20 protein-coding genes are annotated in these 20,522 nt (G+C 60.4%); 8 read left to right on the top strand and 12 right to left on the bottom strand.

The annotated features are described in order from the left end of the window. Positions 1 to 106 precede the first annotated feature (106 nt). Together V5N13_RS00505 and V5N13_RS00500 are read left to right on the top strand one after the other, a co-directional pair. Positions 107 to 1,693 carry a COG1361 S-layer family protein gene (locus V5N13_RS00505; RefSeq protein WP_336359161.1) on the top strand — a complete coding sequence of 529 codons (1,587 nt, stop codon included), beginning with the start codon at positions 107 to 109 and terminating at the stop codon, positions 1,691 to 1,693. Continuing rightward, positions 1,693 to 4,185 (top strand): efflux RND transporter permease subunit, encoded by a 2,493-nt coding sequence (locus V5N13_RS00500; protein WP_336359160.1) that lies wholly within the window; start codon positions 1,693 to 1,695, stop codon positions 4,183 to 4,185. Before V5N13_RS00505 ends, V5N13_RS00500 begins: the two co-directional genes overlap by 1 nt. Here V5N13_RS00500 and V5N13_RS00495 read toward each other — a convergent pair. The 3 genes from V5N13_RS00495 to V5N13_RS00485 form a co-directional block, all read right to left on the bottom strand. Then, positions 4,182 to 4,379 carry a hypothetical protein gene (locus V5N13_RS00495; RefSeq protein WP_336359159.1) on the bottom strand — a complete coding sequence of 66 codons (198 nt, stop codon included), beginning with the start codon at positions 4,377 to 4,379 and terminating at the stop codon, positions 4,182 to 4,184. The two genes, V5N13_RS00500 and V5N13_RS00495, sit on opposite strands and share 4 nt — an antisense overlap. Positions 4,380 to 4,457: 78 nt before the next feature. Beyond that, positions 4,458 to 5,258 carry an N-acyl homoserine lactonase family protein gene (locus tag V5N13_RS00490; protein WP_336359158.1) on the bottom strand — a complete coding sequence of 267 codons (801 nt, stop codon included), beginning with the start codon at positions 5,256 to 5,258 and terminating at the stop codon, positions 4,458 to 4,460. Positions 5,259 to 5,288: 30 nt separating this feature from the next. Further along, the gene (locus V5N13_RS00485; RefSeq protein ID WP_336359157.1) at positions 5,289 to 6,434 is read right to left on the bottom strand and encodes an acyl-CoA dehydrogenase family protein; all 1,146 of its coding nucleotides are present in this window, start codon (positions 6,432 to 6,434) and stop codon (positions 5,289 to 5,291) included. A 182-nt stretch (positions 6,435 to 6,616) separates the two neighbouring features. On the opposite strand from V5N13_RS00485, the gene V5N13_RS00480 reads away from it, so the two are divergent. Then, positions 6,617 to 7,561, top strand: a complete 945-nt coding sequence (locus tag V5N13_RS00480) for an oxidoreductase (protein WP_336361400.1) — start codon at positions 6,617 to 6,619, stop codon at positions 7,559 to 7,561. A gap of 6 nt (positions 7,562 to 7,567) precedes the next feature. Here the strand turns inward: V5N13_RS00480 and V5N13_RS00475 are convergent, their stop codons facing one another. Beyond that, positions 7,568 to 8,017, bottom strand: a complete 450-nt coding sequence (locus V5N13_RS00475) for a luciferase domain-containing protein (RefSeq protein ID WP_336359156.1) — start codon at positions 8,015 to 8,017, stop codon at positions 7,568 to 7,570. Positions 8,018 to 8,140: 123 nt separating this feature from the next. On the opposite strand from V5N13_RS00475, the gene tuf reads away from it, so the two are divergent. From tuf to gdhB, 3 genes are all read left to right on the top strand, one after another. Further along, positions 8,141 to 9,406 (top strand): translation elongation factor EF-1 subunit alpha, encoded by a 1,266-nt coding sequence (tuf, locus tag V5N13_RS00470; RefSeq protein ID WP_336359155.1) that lies wholly within the window; start codon positions 8,141 to 8,143, stop codon positions 9,404 to 9,406. Positions 9,407 to 9,496: 90 nt separating this feature from the next. Next, positions 9,497 to 9,796, top strand: a complete 300-nt coding sequence (gene yciH, locus V5N13_RS00465; protein ID WP_442905053.1) for a stress response translation initiation inhibitor YciH — start codon at positions 9,497 to 9,499, stop codon at positions 9,794 to 9,796. 262 nt (positions 9,797 to 10,058) lie between these two features. After that, complete coding sequence (gdhB, locus tag V5N13_RS00460; RefSeq protein ID WP_336359154.1) at positions 10,059 to 11,357, top strand: glutamate dehydrogenase GdhB; 1,299 nt, start codon at positions 10,059 to 10,061, stop codon at positions 11,355 to 11,357. 287 nt (positions 11,358 to 11,644) lie between these two features. On the opposite strand, the gene V5N13_RS00455 is transcribed toward gdhB, so the two are convergent. Next, positions 11,645 to 13,297, bottom strand: a complete 1,653-nt coding sequence (locus V5N13_RS00455) for a long-chain fatty acid--CoA ligase (RefSeq protein WP_336359153.1) — start codon at positions 13,295 to 13,297, stop codon at positions 11,645 to 11,647. A 133-nt stretch (positions 13,298 to 13,430) separates the two neighbouring features. On the opposite strand from V5N13_RS00455, the gene V5N13_RS00450 reads away from it, so the two are divergent. Beyond that, positions 13,431 to 14,201, top strand: coding sequence for a hypothetical protein (locus V5N13_RS00450; RefSeq protein ID WP_336359152.1), 771 nt, complete (start codon positions 13,431 to 13,433; stop codon positions 14,199 to 14,201). Here the strand turns inward: V5N13_RS00450 and V5N13_RS00445 are convergent. Beyond that, positions 14,194 to 14,859 (bottom strand): O-methyltransferase, encoded by a 666-nt coding sequence (locus V5N13_RS00445; protein ID WP_336359151.1) that lies wholly within the window; start codon positions 14,857 to 14,859, stop codon positions 14,194 to 14,196. The genes V5N13_RS00450 and V5N13_RS00445 overlap by 8 nt on opposite strands. A gap of 34 nt (positions 14,860 to 14,893) precedes the next feature. After that, entirely contained in the window at positions 14,894 to 15,847 is a 954-nt protein-coding gene (locus V5N13_RS00440; RefSeq protein ID WP_336359150.1) for a mechanosensitive ion channel family protein, read from the bottom strand. A gap of 151 nt (positions 15,848 to 15,998) precedes the next feature. On the opposite strand from V5N13_RS00440, the gene V5N13_RS00435 reads away from it, so the two are divergent. After that, positions 15,999 to 16,217, top strand: a complete 219-nt coding sequence (locus V5N13_RS00435) for a hypothetical protein (protein ID WP_336359149.1) — start codon at positions 15,999 to 16,001, stop codon at positions 16,215 to 16,217. Between the two features lie 70 nt (positions 16,218 to 16,287). Here V5N13_RS00435 and corA read toward each other — a convergent pair whose 3' ends face one another. From corA to V5N13_RS00410, 5 genes are all read right to left on the bottom strand, one after another. After that, entirely contained in the window at positions 16,288 to 17,268 is a 981-nt protein-coding gene (corA, locus tag V5N13_RS00430) for a magnesium/cobalt transporter CorA (protein WP_336359148.1), read from the bottom strand. Continuing rightward, complete coding sequence (locus tag V5N13_RS00425) at positions 17,265 to 17,429, bottom strand: hypothetical protein (protein ID WP_332898848.1); 165 nt, start codon at positions 17,427 to 17,429, stop codon at positions 17,265 to 17,267. The genes corA and V5N13_RS00425 overlap by 4 nt, the downstream gene beginning before the upstream one ends. Positions 17,430 to 17,473: 44 nt before the next feature. Continuing rightward, entirely contained in the window at positions 17,474 to 18,127 is a 654-nt protein-coding gene (locus V5N13_RS00420; RefSeq protein WP_336359147.1) for a DUF6517 family protein, read from the bottom strand. Between the two features lie 104 nt (positions 18,128 to 18,231). Next, a complete protein-coding gene (gene cysS / locus V5N13_RS00415) occupies positions 18,232 to 19,677 on the bottom strand; it encodes a cysteine--tRNA ligase (RefSeq protein ID WP_336359146.1) in 1,446 nt (481 codons plus the stop codon). Between the two features lie 343 nt (positions 19,678 to 20,020). Next, positions 20,021 to 20,521 (bottom strand): DUF7523 family protein, encoded by a 501-nt coding sequence (locus V5N13_RS00410; protein ID WP_336359145.1) that lies wholly within the window; start codon positions 20,519 to 20,521, stop codon positions 20,021 to 20,023. Between the last annotated feature and the right edge of the window lies 1 nt (position 20,522).

Raw genomic sequence — 20,522 nt, 5'->3', positions numbered from 1 at the left:
CAAACATCTTTCCCGTTTGTAATCGTTCACACCACCTTATACGTACAGGGTACGACACTCTCGGCATGCAAACGCTGGGTATTCACAGTGAGTTCTGGAGGAATAGATGAAGCGGACTATTGCAGTGGTCTTACTGCTCCTCGTCGTGGCCGTCGCTCCGGGCGTCGTCGCGGCGTCGGTCCGTGGGTCACCAGACCTCGACCTCTATCTTTCGGATAACCGAGTAACGCCGGGCGAAGAAACACAACTGTCGGTCACGATTCAAAACACGGGTGACATAGACAGCGGCGGCAGTCCCGCAAACGAAGCCCGGGTCACGACCGCCCGCGGAACCACGCTCGAAATGCGTGAGAGCAGCGCGCCGATTACGATTAAATCGGGCAAAGTCGCCGCGGGCTCCGTCCCCGAAGGGACGAGTCCACCCATCCCGTTCTCCATTGTCGTCGATGAAGACGCTGCACCCGGCACCTACACCATTCCGATTCGGGTGTCCTACACGTACACCAACCAGATTTCTGACCGTGAGCCGTACGCCCAACAACAGCGCAGCGTGACCGAAACTCACGACGTGACCATCGTGGTCGAAGACGAATCGCGCTTCGAAATCGTCGGCACCACAAGTGACGCCTCGGTCGGTGACTCCGGTACGGTCACAGTTCGCGTCCAGAACGTCGGGAGCGCTCCGGCCGAAGACGCGACCCTCTCCGTCCAGTCACCGAACTCGGACGTGACTCTCGGGGCGGGCGCACAGACCGCAGAGTCGTTCGTTGGCTCGTGGGCAGCCGGTGAGACGAAAGCCGTCACCTACCGCGTGAACGTCGCAGACGACGCAGAACGCCGGTCGTATTCGCTCCAAACGACCGTGGCCTATGAGAACGAAGACGGCGAGCAAGTCCAATCAAGCCCACTCGCGACCGGGTTTGTCCCCGGCGGCGCACAGGAGTTCGAGATTGGAAACGTCGAGAGCAACCTTCGCGTCGATGCTGAGGGGACGCTCCGCGGCCAAGTTGCGAACACCGGCGATGTCGTCGCATCGAACGCCGTGCTCGTCATCGATACCCAGACGCAGAACCTGAACCCAGTGGAGACGGAAGTCGCGCTTGGAACGCTCGAACCCGGGCAGGCAAGCGAGTTCGCTTTCGATATCGAAGTCGGTGAAGAAGCGAGCGCAGGCCCACGCCAGTTCACGTTCCACTTAGAATACCGCAACAACGAGGGTGAAAAGCGCCAGAGCGACCCGCTCGACACGCAGGTCGCCGTTGGCCAGAAGCTAAAGGAGTTCAACGTCGAGGCAGTCAACGCCACCGTCACTGGCGGGCAGAGTACGACCCTCGAAGTCGCCGTGACCAACAACGGCGAGGAGGCGCTCTCTGACATCTCGGCAAAGCTGTTCGCAGACAGCCCCCTCTCGACGAGCGACGACGAGGCGTTCATCCAGTCGCTCGAACCCGGCGAGACGGCGACCATCGAGTTCGCTGTGAGCGCAGACGGTGCCGCACTCGAAAAGAACTACCCCGTCTCGATGGACTTCCAGTACGACAACGAGCAGGGTGATACGAAGCTCTCTGACACCTACCAACTGCCGGTGCAGGTCAACGAACCAGAGGGCGGTGGCCTCCCGGTCATTCCCATCGCGGTTGGGGCGATCGCGATCGCATTGATTGGTCTCTACGTCCTCTACCGGCGGCAATAATGGACACGAGCCGCCTCCTCGATTGGGCTGACCACCTCATCGTCGAGCGGTCGCTGCAAGTCATTTTTGCCTTTCTCATCCTGAGCGCGCTGTTCGCCGTGGGCCTTGGCAGCGTCGAAACGGAAGCCGGAACAGAACAGTTCGCAGAAGAGGTTCCGGCAGAGGAGGCGCTGCAAGCCATCAACACCGAGTTCTCGCCCGCGTTCTCGACAGGTGGCGGTAGCACGCAGCTCATCCAAACGAACGAAAACGTCCTCTCGAAACAGGGGATGTTGCGGATGTTGCGCGCCCAAGAGCAGATGCGCGACCGCGAACACCTGCGGATTTCGAGTACGTCGAGTGCCGCAGCCATCGTCGCCCAGACGATAAATCCGAACGCGACGACGCTCGAAGCCCAGATTATGACGCTCGAACGCGCCACGCCAATCCAGATTCGGACGGCCGTTCGGACGGCAGCGTCTCGCCCCGGCTTCGAGGGCTTGCTCAGCAACGACTTCAACCCAAACGAGGCGTACGCCTCCTCGACCATCGCTGTCGTCCAACACGACTTACCGCTTGAGTTGAGTCAAGGGGCCGGGACGGGTGGGGCCTCGCCGCTTACGAGCATCCAAGTCGAGATGGACCGCATCGCCACCCAACAAGGCGGCGACATCCGCGTGTTCGGCAGCGGGATCATCTCCGATGAGTTCTCCTCGGTCATCGTCGATACGATGATTATCGTGGTGCCCGCGGCGGTCATCTTCATCATCTTCTTCCTCGTGTTCGCCTACCGCGACCTGATGGACCTGCTGCTCGGGGTCGTCTCGCTCGCGATGGCGATTATCTGGACGTTCGGGTTCATGGGCCTTGCGGGGATTGCGTTCAACCAGATTCTGATTGCGGTGCCACCCTTGATGTTAGCGGTGGGTATCGACTTCGGGATTCACGCGGTCAACCGCTACCGCGAAGAGCGCGTCACGGGCAAGGGTATCGACGAGTCGATGACGGTGACGGGAAGGCAGTTGCTCGTTGCTTTCTTCATCGTCACGACGACGACGGTCATCGGCTTCATGTCGAATCTGACGAGTCAACTGCTCCCGATTCGTGACTTCGGTATCGTCGCGAGTGTCGGTATCATCTTCACCTTCCTCGTGTTCGGGATTTTCCTCCCGTCTGCGAAGGTTGCGCTCGACCGAGCGCGCACGAAATATCCCATTCCGACCTTCAGCCAGACGCCACTCGGCAGGGAAGGGTCGCGCCTTGGCCGCGCGCTGACCGGTGGCGTGTTCATCGCAAAGCGCGCCCCACGCGCCTTCCTCGTCGTCATGGTGTTGTTGAGCATGGGCTCTGCGTACTACGCGACGGGTATCGACACCTCGTTCACCCAGGAGGAGTTCTTGCCACCCGAGGAAACGCCAGTCTACCTCTCAAGCCTACCAGAGCCGTTCAAGCCGAGCGAGTACACCATCGTCGGGACGCTCAACTTCTTAGAGGACAACTTCGAGGCGAGTCAGGACAGTTCTGTCACGATATACATACAGGGGCCAATGGAGAACGACCTCGCACTTGAAGCACTCCACCGCGGGAGCGTTGACCCGCCGTCGTCGTTCATCCGCGACGGCAGACACGCAGAAGGTCAGAGCCTCATCAACGTCATCCAGAGTCGCGCAGCGACCGATCCCGAGTTTGCCGCACTCGTCGCCAGAAACGACTTAGACGGCAACGGGATTCCCGACGACAACTTAGGCGAGGTGTACGACTACCTGCTCAGTTCCACCTCGCGTGCCGAAACGCTTCGCTACCTGAGCGAAGACCGCCGGAGCACCCGTGCCGTCTACTCGGTGAAGTCGAGTGCCTCACAGAAAGAAATCGCCGCAGACGGTGATGCGCTTGCCTCCCAGTTCCGCTACACGGCAACCGCGACTGGGGGCACCATCGTCTTCCAAGCCATCTCCGACCTCATCTTGAACTCGGCGCTGGTGAGCCTCGGGGTGGCACTCGGTGGGACCATCGTCTTCCTGATGTTCATCTTCTGGGTGCTCGAAGGCAGACCGTCGCTCGGTCTCGCGAACGTCGTCCCAATCGTGATTACGGTCGCGTTGTTGGCGGGGACGATGCGCTATCTCGGGATCTCGTTTAACGCCTTCACGGCGACGATTCTCGCCATCACCATCGGGCTTGGCATCGACTACTCCGTCCACGTCGTCCACCGGTTCGTAGACGAACTCCACGAACAGGGCGCGACGATGCCCGCGCTCGAACGGACGGTGCTTGGCACCGGTGGCGCGCTCACGGGGAGCATGCTCACCACCGTCTTCGGGATTGGGGTGTTGTTCCTCTCCGTGTTCCCCGCGATTGGCCAGTTCGGGACGCTCACGGCGCTCAGCGTCGTCTATTCGTTCCTGGCATCGATGATTATCCTCCCGCCCACGCTCGTCGTGTGGGACCGGTACTTCAACCGCGGCATGCCAACGCACGCGCCTGCTGGAACGGGCGTTCCGGCGGACGACTAGTCGTTGAGCAGGGGAGAAAGCCCCCACACCGCGGTGAACGTCGATGGAATGAACGCGATGAGTGCCGAGGTCATTTCGAGTGGCGCGAGAAACTCATTCGTGAAAAATGGCCCGCGTAACAAGAGCCAAAACACGTACAATGCAATCCCGAATGCGACCGCCCCAATCACCAAGCGTATCCTCTGTGTCTTCATATCTCCCCCTGCCGGTTCCCCAGAACTACTGACAGTCGTACTATATGATGTTTCCAGACAGCATGACTGTTTCTATGATCAGCTCCAGCGTTCGTGGAGGTCGTGGAACTGCGACAAATCGTGCCCAAAGAGGACGGTGGCGTCGTGTTGGCGTTCGATTTCTCGCACGAGGTGGAGGCTGTCTTCCCACGCCTGATTGCTCCAGAGGAGGCTGGTTGCCATCGGCCACGCGTCCTCGTAGTTCGAGCGGAGGTACACCTCGTCACCGGCGACGATGACCGACTCGTCGTCGAGGTGGAGAAGCGCCCCGAGCAAGCCGGGCGTGTGCCCGGGCAGGTGGTGGAGTTCGACCCCGTCGAACAGCGTGTGGCGGTGACCGTGGACGAGCTGCCAGTTCAGGTCGTGGTCGAAATCGCTCGCGAGATATGCCACAGAGCCTTCCGGCGTTTTCGCGCTGAAGTAGGCGAAGGGAATCTCCTCGCGGTGGACGTAGATGGGCACGTCCGTCCCGGCGAAGTGGTGGAGGCCGCCCGCGTGGTCGAGATGCAAGTGGCTCATCACGACTGCATCGATGTCCGTGAGGTCGTAGCCAGCGGCGTCTAAGTCGTCGTCTAAGCGATGGTTCGCCGGGTCATTCGGCGTGAACGCCTGATAAAGTGGGTCGGGCCAGTAGCCGTCTGCGGCGTCGTGGTGTGGGCCAGTGTCCCATAGGATTGTCGCGTCGGGATGGTCGATAACGAGATTCCAGACGGCGAAGTCTTCGTAGGCCTGCTCCGGATTCGGCTCGGCTTCGGTTCCCATGACGTAGCCGTCTAAGACGAAGTTCAGGTCGGCACTGATGGTTCCCCGGTCTACAAGGGTGAGGGACGTCGTTCCCATGAAACTCCTTGAACCGCTGTCAGTAAAAGCTCAGCCCTGCCGGTAGATGAGGTTGCGCTGGATGGCGTTCGCCCCCTCGTAGATGACGGGAATGCGCACGTCGCGGTAGACACGGGCAATCCGGCGTTCCGAGAGGACAGACCTCCCGCCGTGGAGGTTCATTGCCCGTTCTGCCACCGAAACCGCGGTTTCCGTCGCTTTCGTCTTCGCCATGGCCGCCCACAAGCCGGAGTTCTCCTCTGTGGCGACCATGTCTGCCGCGCGCCACGTAAGCGACCGCGCGGCCTCGAACTCTAAACGCATATCTGCGAGGTCGTGTTGGACGGCTTGGAACTCGCTCACGTCACGGCCGAACGCTTGGCGGTCGTGGGTGAACTCCCACGCCTCTTCGATAGCAGCGGCCGCGAGGCCAATGCCGTGACCACTGACGACGATGCGGCCGTGGTTGAAGAACTCAGCGAGCATGTAGAAGCCGGCCCCCTCGAAGCCGACCAGATTCTCTTCCGGGATGCGACAGTCGTCTAAGACGATATGGCCCTGCTTCGAGGCGCGCATGCCCATCTTCTCGGGGATGTGTTCTGCTTCGTAGCCGGGCGCGCCGGTCGGGACGATGAACAGCGAGTAGTTGCCGTAGCGGTCTTCGCCGTCGCCGGTTTTCGCATAGATGGTGAGCCAGTCGGCTTCGACGGCGTTGCCAACCCAGTACTTCTCGCCGTTCAACACCCACTCGCCGTCGCGTTTTTCGGCGGTGGTAGTCATCCCGGCGAGGTCGCTTCCCGTCTGCGGTTCTGAGACGGCGAGCCCGGAGATTTGTTCGTTCTCTGCAACTGGCCGGAGGAACGTCTCTTTCTGTTCTTCGCTGCCGTATTCGTAGACGAGTTCACAACCGAAGCTGGCGAGTTGGAGGGTGAGGGCGATGCCCGCATCGGCTTTGAAAAACTCCTCGGCTATCGCGAGCGTTTCGTGGAGCGAGAGGCCACGACCGCCGTACTTTTCGGGGATGTCCTGGGCTATCAAATTGGCATCCATCCCCGCCTGCAGTATCTCCCATGGATACTCACCGCGTTCGAAGGCGTCGGCCGCGTTTGGCGCGATGTACTCTTCTGCGAAGGCACGGGCTTCTGCTTTCACGTCACGGGCGTACTCGGGGACAATTCGGGCGTCGAGTAAGTCCATACGCACCGTTGGGATGCCAGCCTATTATAGCTCGGCGCGGGTGCGGAAACTGCGGCGAGGAAGGCCAGAGGGGTGTCCATAATCTGGAGACTCACACATTCTGAAGATAGCTTCATTCAACTTCGTCTCGCAGAGAGTACCATGCGTCGTCCGTGGCACACACCGCTCTCACTTCGACTGCGATGACCGACACGGGGTGGGAGGTTACGAGAATGCCCGACCTGACTGGCAAGACTGCCGTCGTGACGGGCGCGAACAGCGGGCTTGGCTTCGAGACCGCGCGGGCGTTCGCGCAGAAGGGTGCACACGTCGTCCTCGCCTGCCGGAGCGTCGAGCGCGGGCAGGCGGCGCGCGACGAGATCGCGGATGCTCACCCGGACGCCTCGCTCGAAGTGCTCGAACTCGACTTGGCCGACCTGTCTGCGATTCACTGGTTCGCAAACGCGCTCAAAGAACGCCACGACCGCCTCGACATCCTCGTCAACAACGCGGGCGTGATGCATCCGCCCCACCGCACGACGAAAAACGGGTTCGAACTCCAGTTCGGGGTCAATCACCTCGGTCACTTCGCACTGACCGGGCTGGTGGTGCCACTACTCACGAAAGCGAAAGCGGCCCGCGTGGTTACGCTAAGCAGTTTCTTCCAGCGACAGGGCAGACTCGACTTCGAGGACTTACAGAGCGAAGACGACTACGACCGCTATCGCGCGTACGCACAGAGCAAACTCGCGAATCTGCTGTTCGCCGTCGAGCTACAGCGCCGATTCGACGAGGCCGGATGCGACGTGTTGAGCGTCGCCGCGCATCCGGGGTGGGCAGCGACCAACCTTCAGTCACACGGGGTTTCGATGGACGGGGGACGCTTCCGGCCACTCGTCTATCGGTTGTTGAATCATCTGCTCGCGGAGTCCCCGGCGTACGGTGCCGTGTACGTGCTGTACGCGGCGACGGCTCCCGACGTGGTCGGCGGACGCTTCTATGGGCCGAGTCGTTTTTTCGAGATGCGCGGCCCGCCAACGGAGCTTCCGCTGCCCGCGGTGGCTGAAACAGACGCCACAGTCGGGCTGTGGCAGGCGTCGGAATCGTTCACCGGCGTCCAGTACGATTTCGACGTGCCGCTGGCGTGAGGACGATTACGAGCGTGCGAGCAGGCTTTCGTACACCGCGCGCGCTGGGGCAGGCGGGTCGAGTTCGTCAAGGGTTGCCACAACGTCCATGTCCGCGAGCGCCTCGTGGTCGGGTTTCTTCCGGAAGATGAGCGCGTGGTAGAGGTAGTTCGCCCGGAGCAACCAGACGGCACGGGCTGCGCCTGCCTCGTCGGTGGCATAGTACGTCGTCCATCCCGAGTCGGGAAACAGGTGGTGTGGGCCAGTTAAATCGGCGTCGACGAGCGCGTCGCGGAGGCGTTTTGGGTACGGAATGTCGGTCATACCGTTGCGGTGGATGTGGCCGATTTCGCGGCCTGCGAGCGTGAGCTCGACACCGCCGAATCGGTGGCCGTGGGCGCTGACTTCGGGCCACGCGGAGACGGTTTCGAGGACGGTTGCAAGTGGGCCGTCGAGGGGTGGAAGTGAGGTAGCCATTGGGGTAGATAGGGCGTCCGCGGCAATAACGGTCGTTCTCGCGTCGATGCACGATACGTTTTTCATTAATCGTGGTGAATATACATTGACACGCGTGGGGAACCCACGTCGTGGGTGATTACCATGGCAGATAAACCGCATATGAACCTGGCCGTCATCGGCCACGTTGACCACGGGAAAAGCACACTGGTCGGTCGCCTCCTCTACGAGACGGGGAGCGTTCCAGACCACGTCATCGAGCAGTACCGTGAGGAAGCCGCAGAAAAAGGGAAGACCGGCTTCGAGTTCGCCTACGTGATGGACAACCTCGCAGAAGAACGCGAACGCGGTGTCACCATCGACATCGCCCACCAGCGATTCGACACGGACAAGTACTACTTCACCATCGTGGACACGCCCGGTCACCGCGACTTCGTGAAGAACATGATTACCGGCGCGTCGCAGGCGGATAACGCAATTCTCGTCGTCGCTGCAGACGACGGTGTTGCACCACAGACCCGCGAACACGTCTTCCTCGCGCGCACCCTCGGGATTGAAGAACTCATCGTCGCCGTCAACAAGATGGACGTCGTTGACTATTCAGAAGACGAGTACCGCGCCGTCGTAGAGGAAGTCAAAACCCTCCTCAAACAGGTGCGCTTCCGCTCTGAGGACGCGACGTTCATCCCGACCTCGGCGTTCGAGGGCGACAACGTCTCAGAACACAGCGACAACACGCCGTGGTACGACGGGCCGACCATCTTAGAGGCGCTGAACGCGCTCCCAGAGCCACAGCCGCCGACGGACGCGCCGCTTCGCGTGCCGATTCAGGACGTGTACACCATCTCCGGTATCGGGACGGTGCCGGTCGGGCGCGTAGAAACGGGTATCTTGGAAGTCGGCAAGAGCGTGACGTTCATGCCCTCTGATGCGACGGGTGAGGTGAAATCCATCGAGATGCACCACGAGGAGGTCGCGGAAGCACGCCCCGGTGACAACGTCGGGTTCAACGTGCGCGGCATTGGCAAAGACGACATCCGCCGCGGTGACGTTGCTGGCCCCTCGGATGACCCACCGAAAGTCGCAGAGACCTTCCAAGCCCAAATCGTCGTGATGCAACACCCGTCGGTGATTACGGCGGGCTACACGCCGGTTCTCCACGCCCACACCGCACAGGTCGCCTGCACGGTCGAATCAATCGATCAGAAAATCGATCCAGCCAGTGGTGAAGTCGCAGAGGAAAACCCGGACTTCATCAAGGCCGGTGACGCAGCCGTCGTGACGATGCGCCCGCAGAAACCGCTCGTCGTCGAGCCGTCGTCTGAGATTCCGGAACTCGGCTCGTTCGCGCTGCGCGACATGGGCCAGACCATCGCGGCCGGAAAAGTGCTCTCGGTCAACGAGCGCTAAGTCTGCTGTTTTTTGGCGGAACTGCTAGCAATTGAGACTGTACGCTAGTTGCTAGCAACACGTATCGTACTCGGGAACCATACCTCCCTCGTGGCAAAGGACGATTTCAGCTCGATACTCAACCTGCCAGACGACTTTGGGCTCGGTGAAGACCTCGCTCGAAGTGAACAGAAACTCCGAATTCGAACGGAGAGCCGACGCTATGGCAAGCCGGTAACCATCATCGAAGGCTTCGACTCCTCGATTAATCTCAAAGAGCTTGCCTCGACGCTCAAGAAGAAACTCGGAACTGGCGGGACAATTGAGGACGGCACCATCGAACTGCAGGGCAACCACCGCGACCGGCTGCCCGCGCTGTTGGCCGCAGAAGGCTTCACCGTCCTCGACTGAGGACGTGTGCGAGAGCGGCCGCGCCGATTCGTCATTTTTCGTGACTCGCCCTCTCATGGGATGATGGGGAACCTCGACAGTGTGTGAACCAATGCTCCTAGCGCGTGTTAATATAACATAAGGTCATTAATATTATTAGTCGGCGGTGGGAAGGGGAGTTCAATGGTGTAAGTCCGCAGAGCACCCGCCGTTGTTCGGCAGACCTCACTGGCTCATTGCCGGGCAAGACGTACGCGGGTGTCCCTGCGCGCTCATCTGAGTCATGTCCACAACATTACCCCCCAACCGAGAGGAGACTGACGAAGTGACAGAACAAGATACCGAGTCGGCGCTCGCCACGGCCCGACGACAACTCAAACAGGCCGCCGCACACCTCGACATCGACGAGAACATCGTCGAACGTCTGAACCATCCCGCCCGCGTCCACCGCGTCGCCGTCCCCCTAGAGCGCGATGACGGCAGCCTCGACGTGTTCACCGGGTACCGCTCCCAGCACGACGCCGTGCGCGGCCCGTACAAAGGCGGCCTTCGCTTCCACCCGCACGTCACAGAGGACGAGTGCATCGGCCTCTCGATGTGGATGACGTGGAAGTGCGCCGTGATGGACCTTCCCTTTGGCGGCGCAAAAGGCGGCATCGTCGTGAACCCGAAAAAGCTCTCTGCGGACGAAAAAGAGCGCCTGACCCGCCGATTCACCCAGGAACTGCGCGACGCCATCGGCCCGATGCAGGACATTCCCGCACCGGACATGGGCACCGACGCCCAGACGATGGCGTGGATTATGGACGCCTACTCGATGCAAGAAGGCGAGACCACGCCCGGCGTCGTCACCGGCAAGCCGCCGGTCATCGGTGGCTCCTACGGCCGTGAAGAAGCGCCCGGCCGTTCGGTGGCCATCATCACCCGCCTCGCGTGTGACTACTACGACATGCCGCTTTCCGACACCACGGTCGCTGTCCAAGGGTTCGGGTCGGTTGGTGCGAACGCCGCTCGCCTGCTCGACTCGTGGGGCGCGAACGTCGTCGCCGTGAGTGACGTAAACGGCGCAATCTACGACCCAGACGGGCTCGACACCCACGACGTGCCAACGCACGAAGAGGAGCCAGAAGCCGTCATGAAGTACGACGCGCCACAGAAACTCGAAAACCACGAACTGCTCGAACTCGACGTTGACGTGCTCATCCCGGCGGCCATCGGGAACGTCCTCACCGAGGACAACGCAGACAACGTAACCGCAGACCTCATCATCGAAGGCGCGAACGGCCCGACGACGACCGGCGCGGACAAAATCTTCGAAGAGAAGGGCATCCACGTCATCCCCGACATCCTCGCAAACGCAGGCGGAGTCACCGTCTCCTACTTCGAATGGCTCCAGGACATCAACCGTCGTCGCTGGTCGTTAGACCGCGTAAACGAAGAGCTAGAGACGGAGATGAACACGGCGTGGGAAAGCGTGAGAGAAGAGTTCGACACGCGTGACGTGTCGTGGCGCGATGCGGCCTATATCGTTGGCCTCAGGCGGATTGCCGAGGCACATCAGGCACGGGGCGTGTGGCCATAACCGTCGGTTCCACAACGCGAATCCGATAGAAGCCGGTAAACTTCACGAATTCTCGCTGTTCTAACTCGCCGATGAGCGATGGCGAAAGGTCTCTGCCCTGTGCGTCTCCGTCCAACAGTCGCGGTAACGCGCGCTGTTCCGCCTCAGTGAGTTGGTCGAAATCGCAGACGGATGCGTCGACGGGGAGGCGTTCCCGACGTTCGATGACTATTTTCAACGACATAGTTCGTGTGCTACTCGCTAACAAACTACATGGAAATATATAATGATTGTGGCTGGACGACCGGCTATTCTGGTGCCGCGTCTTCGGGCGTGGAGCCTTCGAACATCGACGCATCAGCGTACTGGTCACGCAGCACCTTTTTGTCGAACTTGCCCGTCGCCGTCTTCGGCACTTCCTTGATGAGCACCACGTCGTCTGGCACCCACCACTTTGGATACTCGTCTTTGACGAGCGCGAGCAGTTCGTCTTTCAGCGTGGCTTCATCAATCCCTTCGTCCGGAACGACGAACGCAATCGGACGTTCTTGCCAGCGCTCGTGGGGCACGCCAATGACTGTCGCTTCTGCGACATCATCGTGAGCCATGAGCGTGTTTTCGAGTTCGACCGAGGAGATCCACTCCCCGCCGGATTTGATGACGTCTTTCGCGCGGTCGACGATTTTCATGTAGCCGTCTTCGTCGATGCTCACCACGTCGCCGGTCTTCAGATAGCCGTCCTCGAAGTCCTCATCGTTCGCATCGGGGCGCTTGTAGTACTCTTGGGTCACGGTCGGACCGCGAATCCAGAGTTCCCCGAAGTCCTCGCCGTTCCACGGCACCTCCTCGCCATCGTCGCCGACGATTTTGAACTCAAGGCCGGGAACCATCAGGCCTTGCGTCTTGCGCTTTTCCATGTAGCCAGCGTCGTCTAAGCCTTCCAGCCCGGCTTTCATGTGCGCGACAGAGCCGATTGGCGACATCTCGGTCATGCCCCACGCGTGGAGCACCTCGATGCCCTTGTCTTCGAAGTACCGAATCATCGCTTCGGGGGCCGCAGAGCCGCCGATGATGACCTGTTCGAGCGAAGAAACGTCCGCGTCATTGTTCTTGAGGTAGTCCATCAGGCCGAGCCAGACTGTTGGCACGCCAGCGGTGATGGTAACGCCTTCCTCTTCGATGAGGTTCGCAAGGTCCTCTGGACTCGGTGATGGGCCGGGATAGACGTGTTTTGCGCCCGCGGCGGTCGTCGAGAAGGGAAGCCCCCACGCGTTGACGTGGAACATCGGCACGACGGGCATCACCACGTCGGTGTCGTGAATGCCGAGGCCCTGTGGGGTGAGCGTCATCATCGTGTGCGCCCAGAGCATCTTCTGGGTGTACTCGACGCCCTTTGGCTTGCCCGTGGTGCCCGAGGTGTAACACATCCCCGCAGGCTGGTCTTCTGAGAGCACCGGCCAGTCGAAGTCGGCGTCGTGGCCGTCGATGAACGACTCGTAGTCCGTGACGTTGTCGAGGTCCGTGTCCGGCACTTCCGAGTCCATCACGACGTACTCCGAGACGCCGTCGAATTCGGGTGCGTCCGTTGCCGCGCCTTCGAGCTTCGGGAGCAATGACGGGTCAACGAAGATTATCTGGTCGTCTGCGTTTTCGACAATGTACTGGACATGTTCGTCGGGAAGCAGCGGGTTGATCGTGTGGAGTTGGGCACCAATCGTCGGAATCCCGAAGTACGTCTCGAAGTGACGGTGGTGGTTCCAGCAGAAGGTGGCGACGCGGTCACCCTCCTCGATACCTGCCGCAGTCATCGCGTTTGCGAGTTGCGCCGTGCGGTCTGCAAACTCGGTGTACGTGTAGCGTTCTATACCCCGGTTTGTCCGCGAGACAATCTCGCGGTCGGGATACATCTTTTCTGCGCGCCACAAAAATGGTCGAAGGGTCTGGTCAGTACCACCTGGCATACACGGTAAACGGTGCCGCCGCCTTATGATTCTTGTTACCACAACGCCAGTGACACACCGAGACAGTCACGGAACGTGGCAACAATTTTTCCCACCGCTACACCTATCAGGAATTACTCCATACGACATGTACATGAACAGAAGAATGTTTCTGGGCATGACGGCGGGCATCGGGCTGACCGGGCTTGCTGGATGTGGTTCCGTCCTCGCATCTGTCCCAGCACCTGAACTGTCACAAGACAAACTCGAATCCGGCGGCTGGACGCTCATCGACGAGCAAGACAAGAATATGTTTACCGAGTCGTACAGTGGGGCGACGGTCTCTGCGGCCGCCCACACCCTCACCTACGAGGACAGCGATCTCACCGCCCAAATTACAGAACGTACCCTCGACACGGTTTCGGCCCAGATGGCCGTCTTCTTCGCCAGCCGCGTCGATTTCTCACCGAATTTGGACAACATGCCCGCCGGAGCCGGGCGCAAAGAGGTCATGGAAGAGACCAAACTCACGGCGAAAGACAACTTCGAACAGCGCCTCAAAGACGGCGGACTGGTCGAGGTGAAAGAAGGAGACACGAGTTCGTTCACGCCCGAAACTGGCGAGGAAGGCGACCTCGTCGAGTACACCGCCGCCTATCCCTTCGAGGGGTTCAGCTTCGACGTGACCGACGAGCAATCCGTCACCGTCGAAGGTGAGGACATTGTCATCAACGGCTGGCTCGCCATCTGGCATCACGACGATTCGATTCTCATCTCGGGTGGGGCGGCTCCGGGCACGAACTACGCAGAGACAATAGAAAAGGAGCTTTCTGCTGGCGTGAGCGTCACCGTCGACATCGACCTCGGATTGCACCCGGTTTCCTACCGCGACGAGATTTTCTCGCTCATGCGCACCGTCAGCTAACTCGGTAGCTGACCGCAATCCCTTCCCCGACGGGCATCACCGCCGTCTCGAACGCCGGGTCAGCCCGCACCGCCTCAAGGTACTCCGCAATGCCCCGTGTGCCTGCGTCCATTGCAAGGTCGTCGCCCTCGGCCCACGCGAGGAGTTTGTCGAAATCCTGCACCCCAGAGGTCATCGCGTTGTCAGCGATAACGACCCCGCCCGGAGCCACCTTCTCTCGTACCGCGTCGAAGGCGTCTTTGTAGCGCTCTTTTTCGTTGTCGATGAGCACCACGTCGAACGGGCCGTCGTAGGCGTCCACGATGTCGATGGCGTCGCCGTGTTCGAAGCGCGCGCGGGTTGCGATGTCGCCGCGTTCTAAGTATTCGCGGGCGCGGTCGAGTTCCCCTTCATCGATTTCCGTGAGGACGAGTTCGCCGTCTGCGGGCAGGGCGCGGGCGAACCAGTACGCAGAGTAGCCAAAGCCCGAACCGAACTCGAAAACGCGCTCTGCATCGACCATCGTGGCGAGCAGCTGAAGCCAGCCGCCGACCTCGGGGCCGACGGTCGGAAAGCCGATTTCCTCGCCGTAGGTGTCCATCTCTTCTAAAATATCGTCTGGCTCCGGGCCGAGTGCGCGAACGAAGCGAGCCGCCTTCGTTGGATCAATCGCCGTCATATGTGGGGGTTCTCACTCCACCGCCAAAACGCTTCTAGCGGCTGCGCCCGAGCGGGAACTTGATGCGCTCTGGGTGTTCGTTGAACGCGGTCAATATCCGCTTGTAGAGCTCATTTCTCACCCGTTGGCCCTGTCGTGGGTGCGTGAGATAGCGTAGCCGGAGGTCAACCCACGACTCTTCTTGTCTGATGTTCACGGTTGGGCGGTCGCGCACCTCCAACTCGACGGGCGTCTCTGCGAGTTGTCGCCGGTAGTTTGCGATACTGGCTGCCATCTCGTCGCCGAGGTAGTCGTCGGCCACGTCGATGAGCAAGGACTCGGCGAAATCGAGGTCTGTCTCGAAGGCGACTTGGACGGACAGCTCGTTCCAGATGTGCGGAAAGCCCTCCCACGAGTAGTTGAAGACGTGCGAGGAGAGCACCACGCTGTTCGGGAGGGTGATGATGCGCCCGGAGGGTTGATTCGAGGAGACGAGCTCACCGTTTATCTCCCAGAGGGTGGTGACGAAGAAGTCAACCGCGACCACGTCACCTTTCGAGCCTTCGATGGCCACGCGGTCACCGACTTGGTACGGTCGTTTGACCATGATGTAGAACCAGCCGATAAAGGAGAACAGTGGTTGCTGGAGCGCGAAGGTGATGGCAAAGCCAACGACCCCGAGCGAGACGAGCAGGCCAACCCACTGCTCGGTGATGATGGCGAAGGCGCTCACGAGCGCGAAGACGATGAACACCAACTGGACGACGTTTTTGATGTCGTGTTGACGTCTGCGGTCTACGAACTGCGTGTTGATGAGCCGGGTCGTAAACAGATAGAGTCCGTAGGCGAGAAACACAATCGCTAGCGTCGAGAGGAGTTTTGCGACGATGAGCGTCGCCTGAAACCCGCTGATGACGAACTCATCGGCCGGGAGGCTGTGTACGAACGCGGCGAGCAGCGCGAACGCCGCCGCGAGCAAAAACGAGATGACACCGAGAGGACGTTTCACTGTGAAACCAGTCACACCCCCGAACTAAAACCGTTGTCCACGACATCCCTCACGGATTTCCATGAGACGAAGACCCTAGACAACCACTATCATAATTATCAATTCTGCGACAAGTTTATGAACCCCGGGGAGTTTCCCTTCACCACACACGATGGAACCACTCGAAACGCTATCGGCAATCTCGCTCCTCGGTGTCGCACTCGCGGTCATCGGAGAGTTCACAGGAAGTCTGCTCACAACAACGACAGGGCTTGTAACGTTCGTTCTCGCCCTCACCGTTGCATTCTTCGTCATGACGTTCCGCCTCGCTCGCGCGACGGCAACGTGGAGTCGCACGACCGACCACATGGCAGACCCGTTCCTGAAGTAAGTAGTATCGATTTTTGATAATTATTCACTCGCCGTGAGCGGCCGCGCCCACAAGCGCGGGTGTCGAACCACTAGAGGAACGACCGCTCGCGGAAGTACACCACGAGGATAATCGTGATGAGAAACATCCCGAGCAACACGGCGGGGTAGGCGTAGGGCCACTGTAACTCGGACATGTTGAAGGGGCCGCCAGCAAAGTTCATCCCGAACATGCCCGTCACGAGGGTGAGGGGTAAGACGATGGTCGCAACGACGGTGAGCGTCTTCATCACGTCGTTCGTGGACTGTGAGAGCACGTTCAGGTAGATGTCGCGCGCCCCGCTTGCGAGGTCGCGGTAGGTCTCGATGAGGTCTACCACCTGCACGATGTGGTCGTACACGTCGCGGTAGTACTTCTCTGTGGGCTGTTGGATCTGTTTTGGGTCGCCGCGGGCGAGGATGCCAACAGCCTCCCGTGAGGGCCACGCGACTTTGCGAAACGAGAGGAGGTCGCGGCGAACCGCGTTGATGGCTTCGAGTATCTCGATTTCCGTCGAGGTCGTCACCTCGTCTTCGATAGCCTCTATCTGGTCTTCGAGTTGGTCTAACACGTCGAAGTAGCCGTCTACGATGCCGTCGATGACGCGGTAGGCGGTGAAATCAGGCCCGCGTTCGAGCAACCGCTCGTCTTCGCGCAAGACGGCCTCCCACGTCGTATCGATGGCTTTGATTTTTCGCGTCGAGAGCGTGACCACCCAGTCGTCACCGATGTAGACGCCGACGGGAATGTCGCGGATTTCCTCGTTGAACGTCGTCTCGCCCTTTCTAAGTCGGGCGGTTTTGAGGAGAATAAACGTGTAGTTGCGAAACTCTTCGGTTTTCGGGCGCACGTCGTTTACGACGTCTTCGACCGTGAGCGGGTGGATGTCGAACACTGCAGTCACGTCGAGCAGCTCTTGTTCGTTGGCTTCCGTCGCCGTCACCCACGTCGTTCCCTGGGCGGCTTTCGCCGCGTCAAGGTCGTCGTAGTGGGTGATTGCCCCGTCAGCGAAAACGACCGCTTCGGTTGTCATGCGTCCTCTCCGTGAATCCAACTGATAGAGAGTAAGGTAACGCCGACCATTGCCCCAGTCAGTGACAGTTCGCGCCCCGGGTAGGGTGCGACGATACCGAGGGCGTAGCCGAGCAGGCTGAGAAGGGTAATCGCAATCCCCGCACCCAACACGGTGTTCATACTCACCGTGACACGGCCGCACACAAAAAGGATTACCGCGACGACTAGTGCTCGATGCCCGCGATGAGTTCGTCAACGCGCGCCTGTTCGCCGTCGATTTGCTGTGGATAGACGCCGATGCCGATGACGTAGTCGTCGCCGTCGCCCACGGCCTCGGTAACGTGAATGAACACATCGACTTCCTCGCCGTTTGCGACCTCTGCGCGGGCGCTGAACTTGGTTACCGTCCGGCTCTCTCCGAGCATCGAAACCGAGCGCTCACCTTCCTGTTGGATGTCGCTCAGCCCCTTGTAGGCCGACTGAATCTGCATGACGAACTCCTTTGCAGACCACTCGCCAACGGGGTTGAACGTCTTGCCCGCGATGTCAACCTTCGGCGTCGAGAGAACGATAAAGCGCGCGAGTTCCTGCTCACCGAGCACGCCGAGGTTCACGGAGCGTTTGTACTCCTGAATGTGGTTTGTCACCTCGACCTGCCGCTCTTGGTCTGCAACCGAGAACGACCGTTCGACCGTCTGCTCACCGGAAGAATCCGGCGCTTTTTCGTAGTCAGTCTCTTCGAGGGATGCCGAGGCGACCGTCGCGGTCTCGGCCGAGAACTGGAGTGCCTCCGACCCTGTCAGGAAGCCAATACATCCGCTCAGTGAACCAACTGCCCCCATCGAAACCAGGGCAAGTGCTCTACGCCGTGATATCATCTGTTGTGCGCGTCTTACTCTTTGTTCCATATAAGTCTCTTGGCCTACCAATCAGTATGGGTGCACGTACCAAAGCAGCAAAACGCAATCTGTCGTGGCCTGCGTCAGAGCCGGTAGGTCGGGCCGTCGTCCGAATCTTCGATGGTGACGCCGAGGGCTTCGAGTTCGTCGCGCAGTTCGTCTGCCCGGTCGTAGTTGCCCGCCTCGCGTTCCTGTTCGCGCACCCGGAGCACGAGGTCGACGACCTCACCGGCGAGCGACACGTCGCTTTCCGGTTCGCCGCCGAAGGTGAACCCAAGGACGCCGCCGCCGAGTTCCTCGAACAGCGCGACCGCCTCGTGGAGGCCCTTGTAGTCGAACTGGGCTGCGTCGTCTGCGTGGCGGTTGACCGCCGAAACGAGTTCAAGGAGCGCCGCGAGCGCCTCGCGGGTGTTGAAGTCGTCGTTCATCGCCTCGGTGAACGACTCACGGGTCGCCGCTAAGGCATCTCGAAGCGCCTCGTCTACGACCTTGCCGGAGGCCTCGACGCTGTCGCAGGCTTCGACCGCGCGTTCGTAGCCCCGCGAGAGCGTCTCCCAGCGCTTTTGGGCTTCGGTGAACGTCGCCTCGTTGAACAACTGCGTGCGGTTGTACGCGGCGGACATGAGGAACATCCGAACCACGTCCGTGCCGTACTCGGCGACGATGTCTTTGGCCGTCGAGAAGTTGCCGAGGCTCGTGGACATCTTCTCACCCTCGGTTTCGAGCAGGCGAACGTGAAGCCAGTAGCGCGCGAACTGCTTGCCAGTGGCTGCCTCGCTCTGGGCGACTTCGTTTTCGTGATGCGGGAAGACGAGGTCTTGGCCGCCAACGTGGATGTCGATAGTCTCGTCTAAATGGGTCATCGACATCGCAGAGCACTCAATGTGCCAGCCTGGTCTGCCGTCGCCCCACGGCGAGTCCCACACCTCGCCGCCGGGTGGCGCGTCGTCGGGATGTGCTTCGCCGGCTTTCCAGAGCGCGAAGTCTGCAGGATTGCGCTTTTCTGAGCGTTCGGTCGGGTCGCCTTGTGCCTCTAAATCCTCGACCGACTGATTCGAGAGTTTGCCGTAGTCGGGGAATTTCGTCACGTCGAAGTAGACCGACCCGTTCGACTCGTAGGCATAGCCCTTCTCCATCAGCGTCTCGATGAGCGATTCGATTTCGGGGAGATGTTCTGAGACGCGGGGGTAAATCTCCGCGCGTTTGAGGTTGAGCGAGCGCATGTCCGCGAGCGTCTGCTCGATGAAGTGGCGTGCCACTGCCGCCTCGTCGTCGCCCAAGTCATCGTCACCAATGCGCGCGACGATTTTCTCGTTCACGTCGGTGAAGTTCTCGACGTGGTGGACGTCGTAGCCGAGAAATTCGAGCCACCGGTGCATCACGTCAACGTGCACCCACGAGCGGGCGTGGCCGAGATGCGCGAAATCAGAGACGGTGAGGCCACAGTAGTAGAGAAGAACGGAATCCGGGTTCTGTGGCGTGAACACCTCGCGCTCACCAGTGAGCGTATTCGTCACGTGTAGCGTCATTGTCGAAGGATACTGAGCAAAGGTGTTTGAATCCGTCGGTGGCAGGTTCACGCACTCGCGTCTGCGGGAGATAGCGAGACGAAAACGTCGCCCCGCCCACGTTGTTGCTGCAAAGGTGTGTTCTTCGGCGGGGTGGACATACTCGAACGCGTTATCGCCGAGAAGGTCGCCCGGTTCGTAGCCAAGTACCAATGAAGGAGAGGGACTTTCATACACAATTGCCCCCGATTCACCGAGAGCAGTGATAATGGCAGAGGAGCCTTCAATCAGCGCCTGAAACTGCTCCCCGGTGTGGGTGAATCACCCATTCGTACATCAATTCTGTGAGTATACCAAATGAACATTACTCTCCGACAGCCCGATATTGTGGTACGGCTGATAACTCGCGTTCGACGGTTCGCAACGCGGTCGGGCCGTCACGCCGAGTGACGACGACGATTAGCGCGTCCTCTGTACCTGCGGCGGCGAGCGGTTCAATGTCCGCGAGGGCGAGACAGGACAGCACGTGTCCGAGTGCCGTCACCGACACATCACCCGCGACGACAATGCCCGTGAGCGCACCCGCGCCGGGGACGAGATGCGTCTCGCCAACGGTAATGAGCGCGTCGGTGGCCTCGCCCTCACCGAGTCCGCTTTGCATCGAGACGCGCGGGGCGCAGTCAGTTTGGGTGAACGCTGGTAAATCCGTGGCGAAGCGACGCAGTGCGGCCGTGACGGCTTCCGTGTCACCGATGTCGAGAAAGCGAGCGGCTGCGGTGTAGTTGACGACGTCTGCTCTGAGTGCGAGGTGGAGAAAGGGATGCCCGCGAACCGCGGCCCGCGTCTCCGAGGCGAGTGAAGACATA

The organism is Haladaptatus sp. ZSTT2 (genome assembly GCF_037081775.1).
Lineage (GTDB): Archaea > Halobacteriota > Halobacteria > Halobacteriales > Halococcaceae > QDMS2.
Note: the sequence above shows the minus strand (reverse complement) of the source record. Positions and strands in the feature narration are given on the sequence as shown.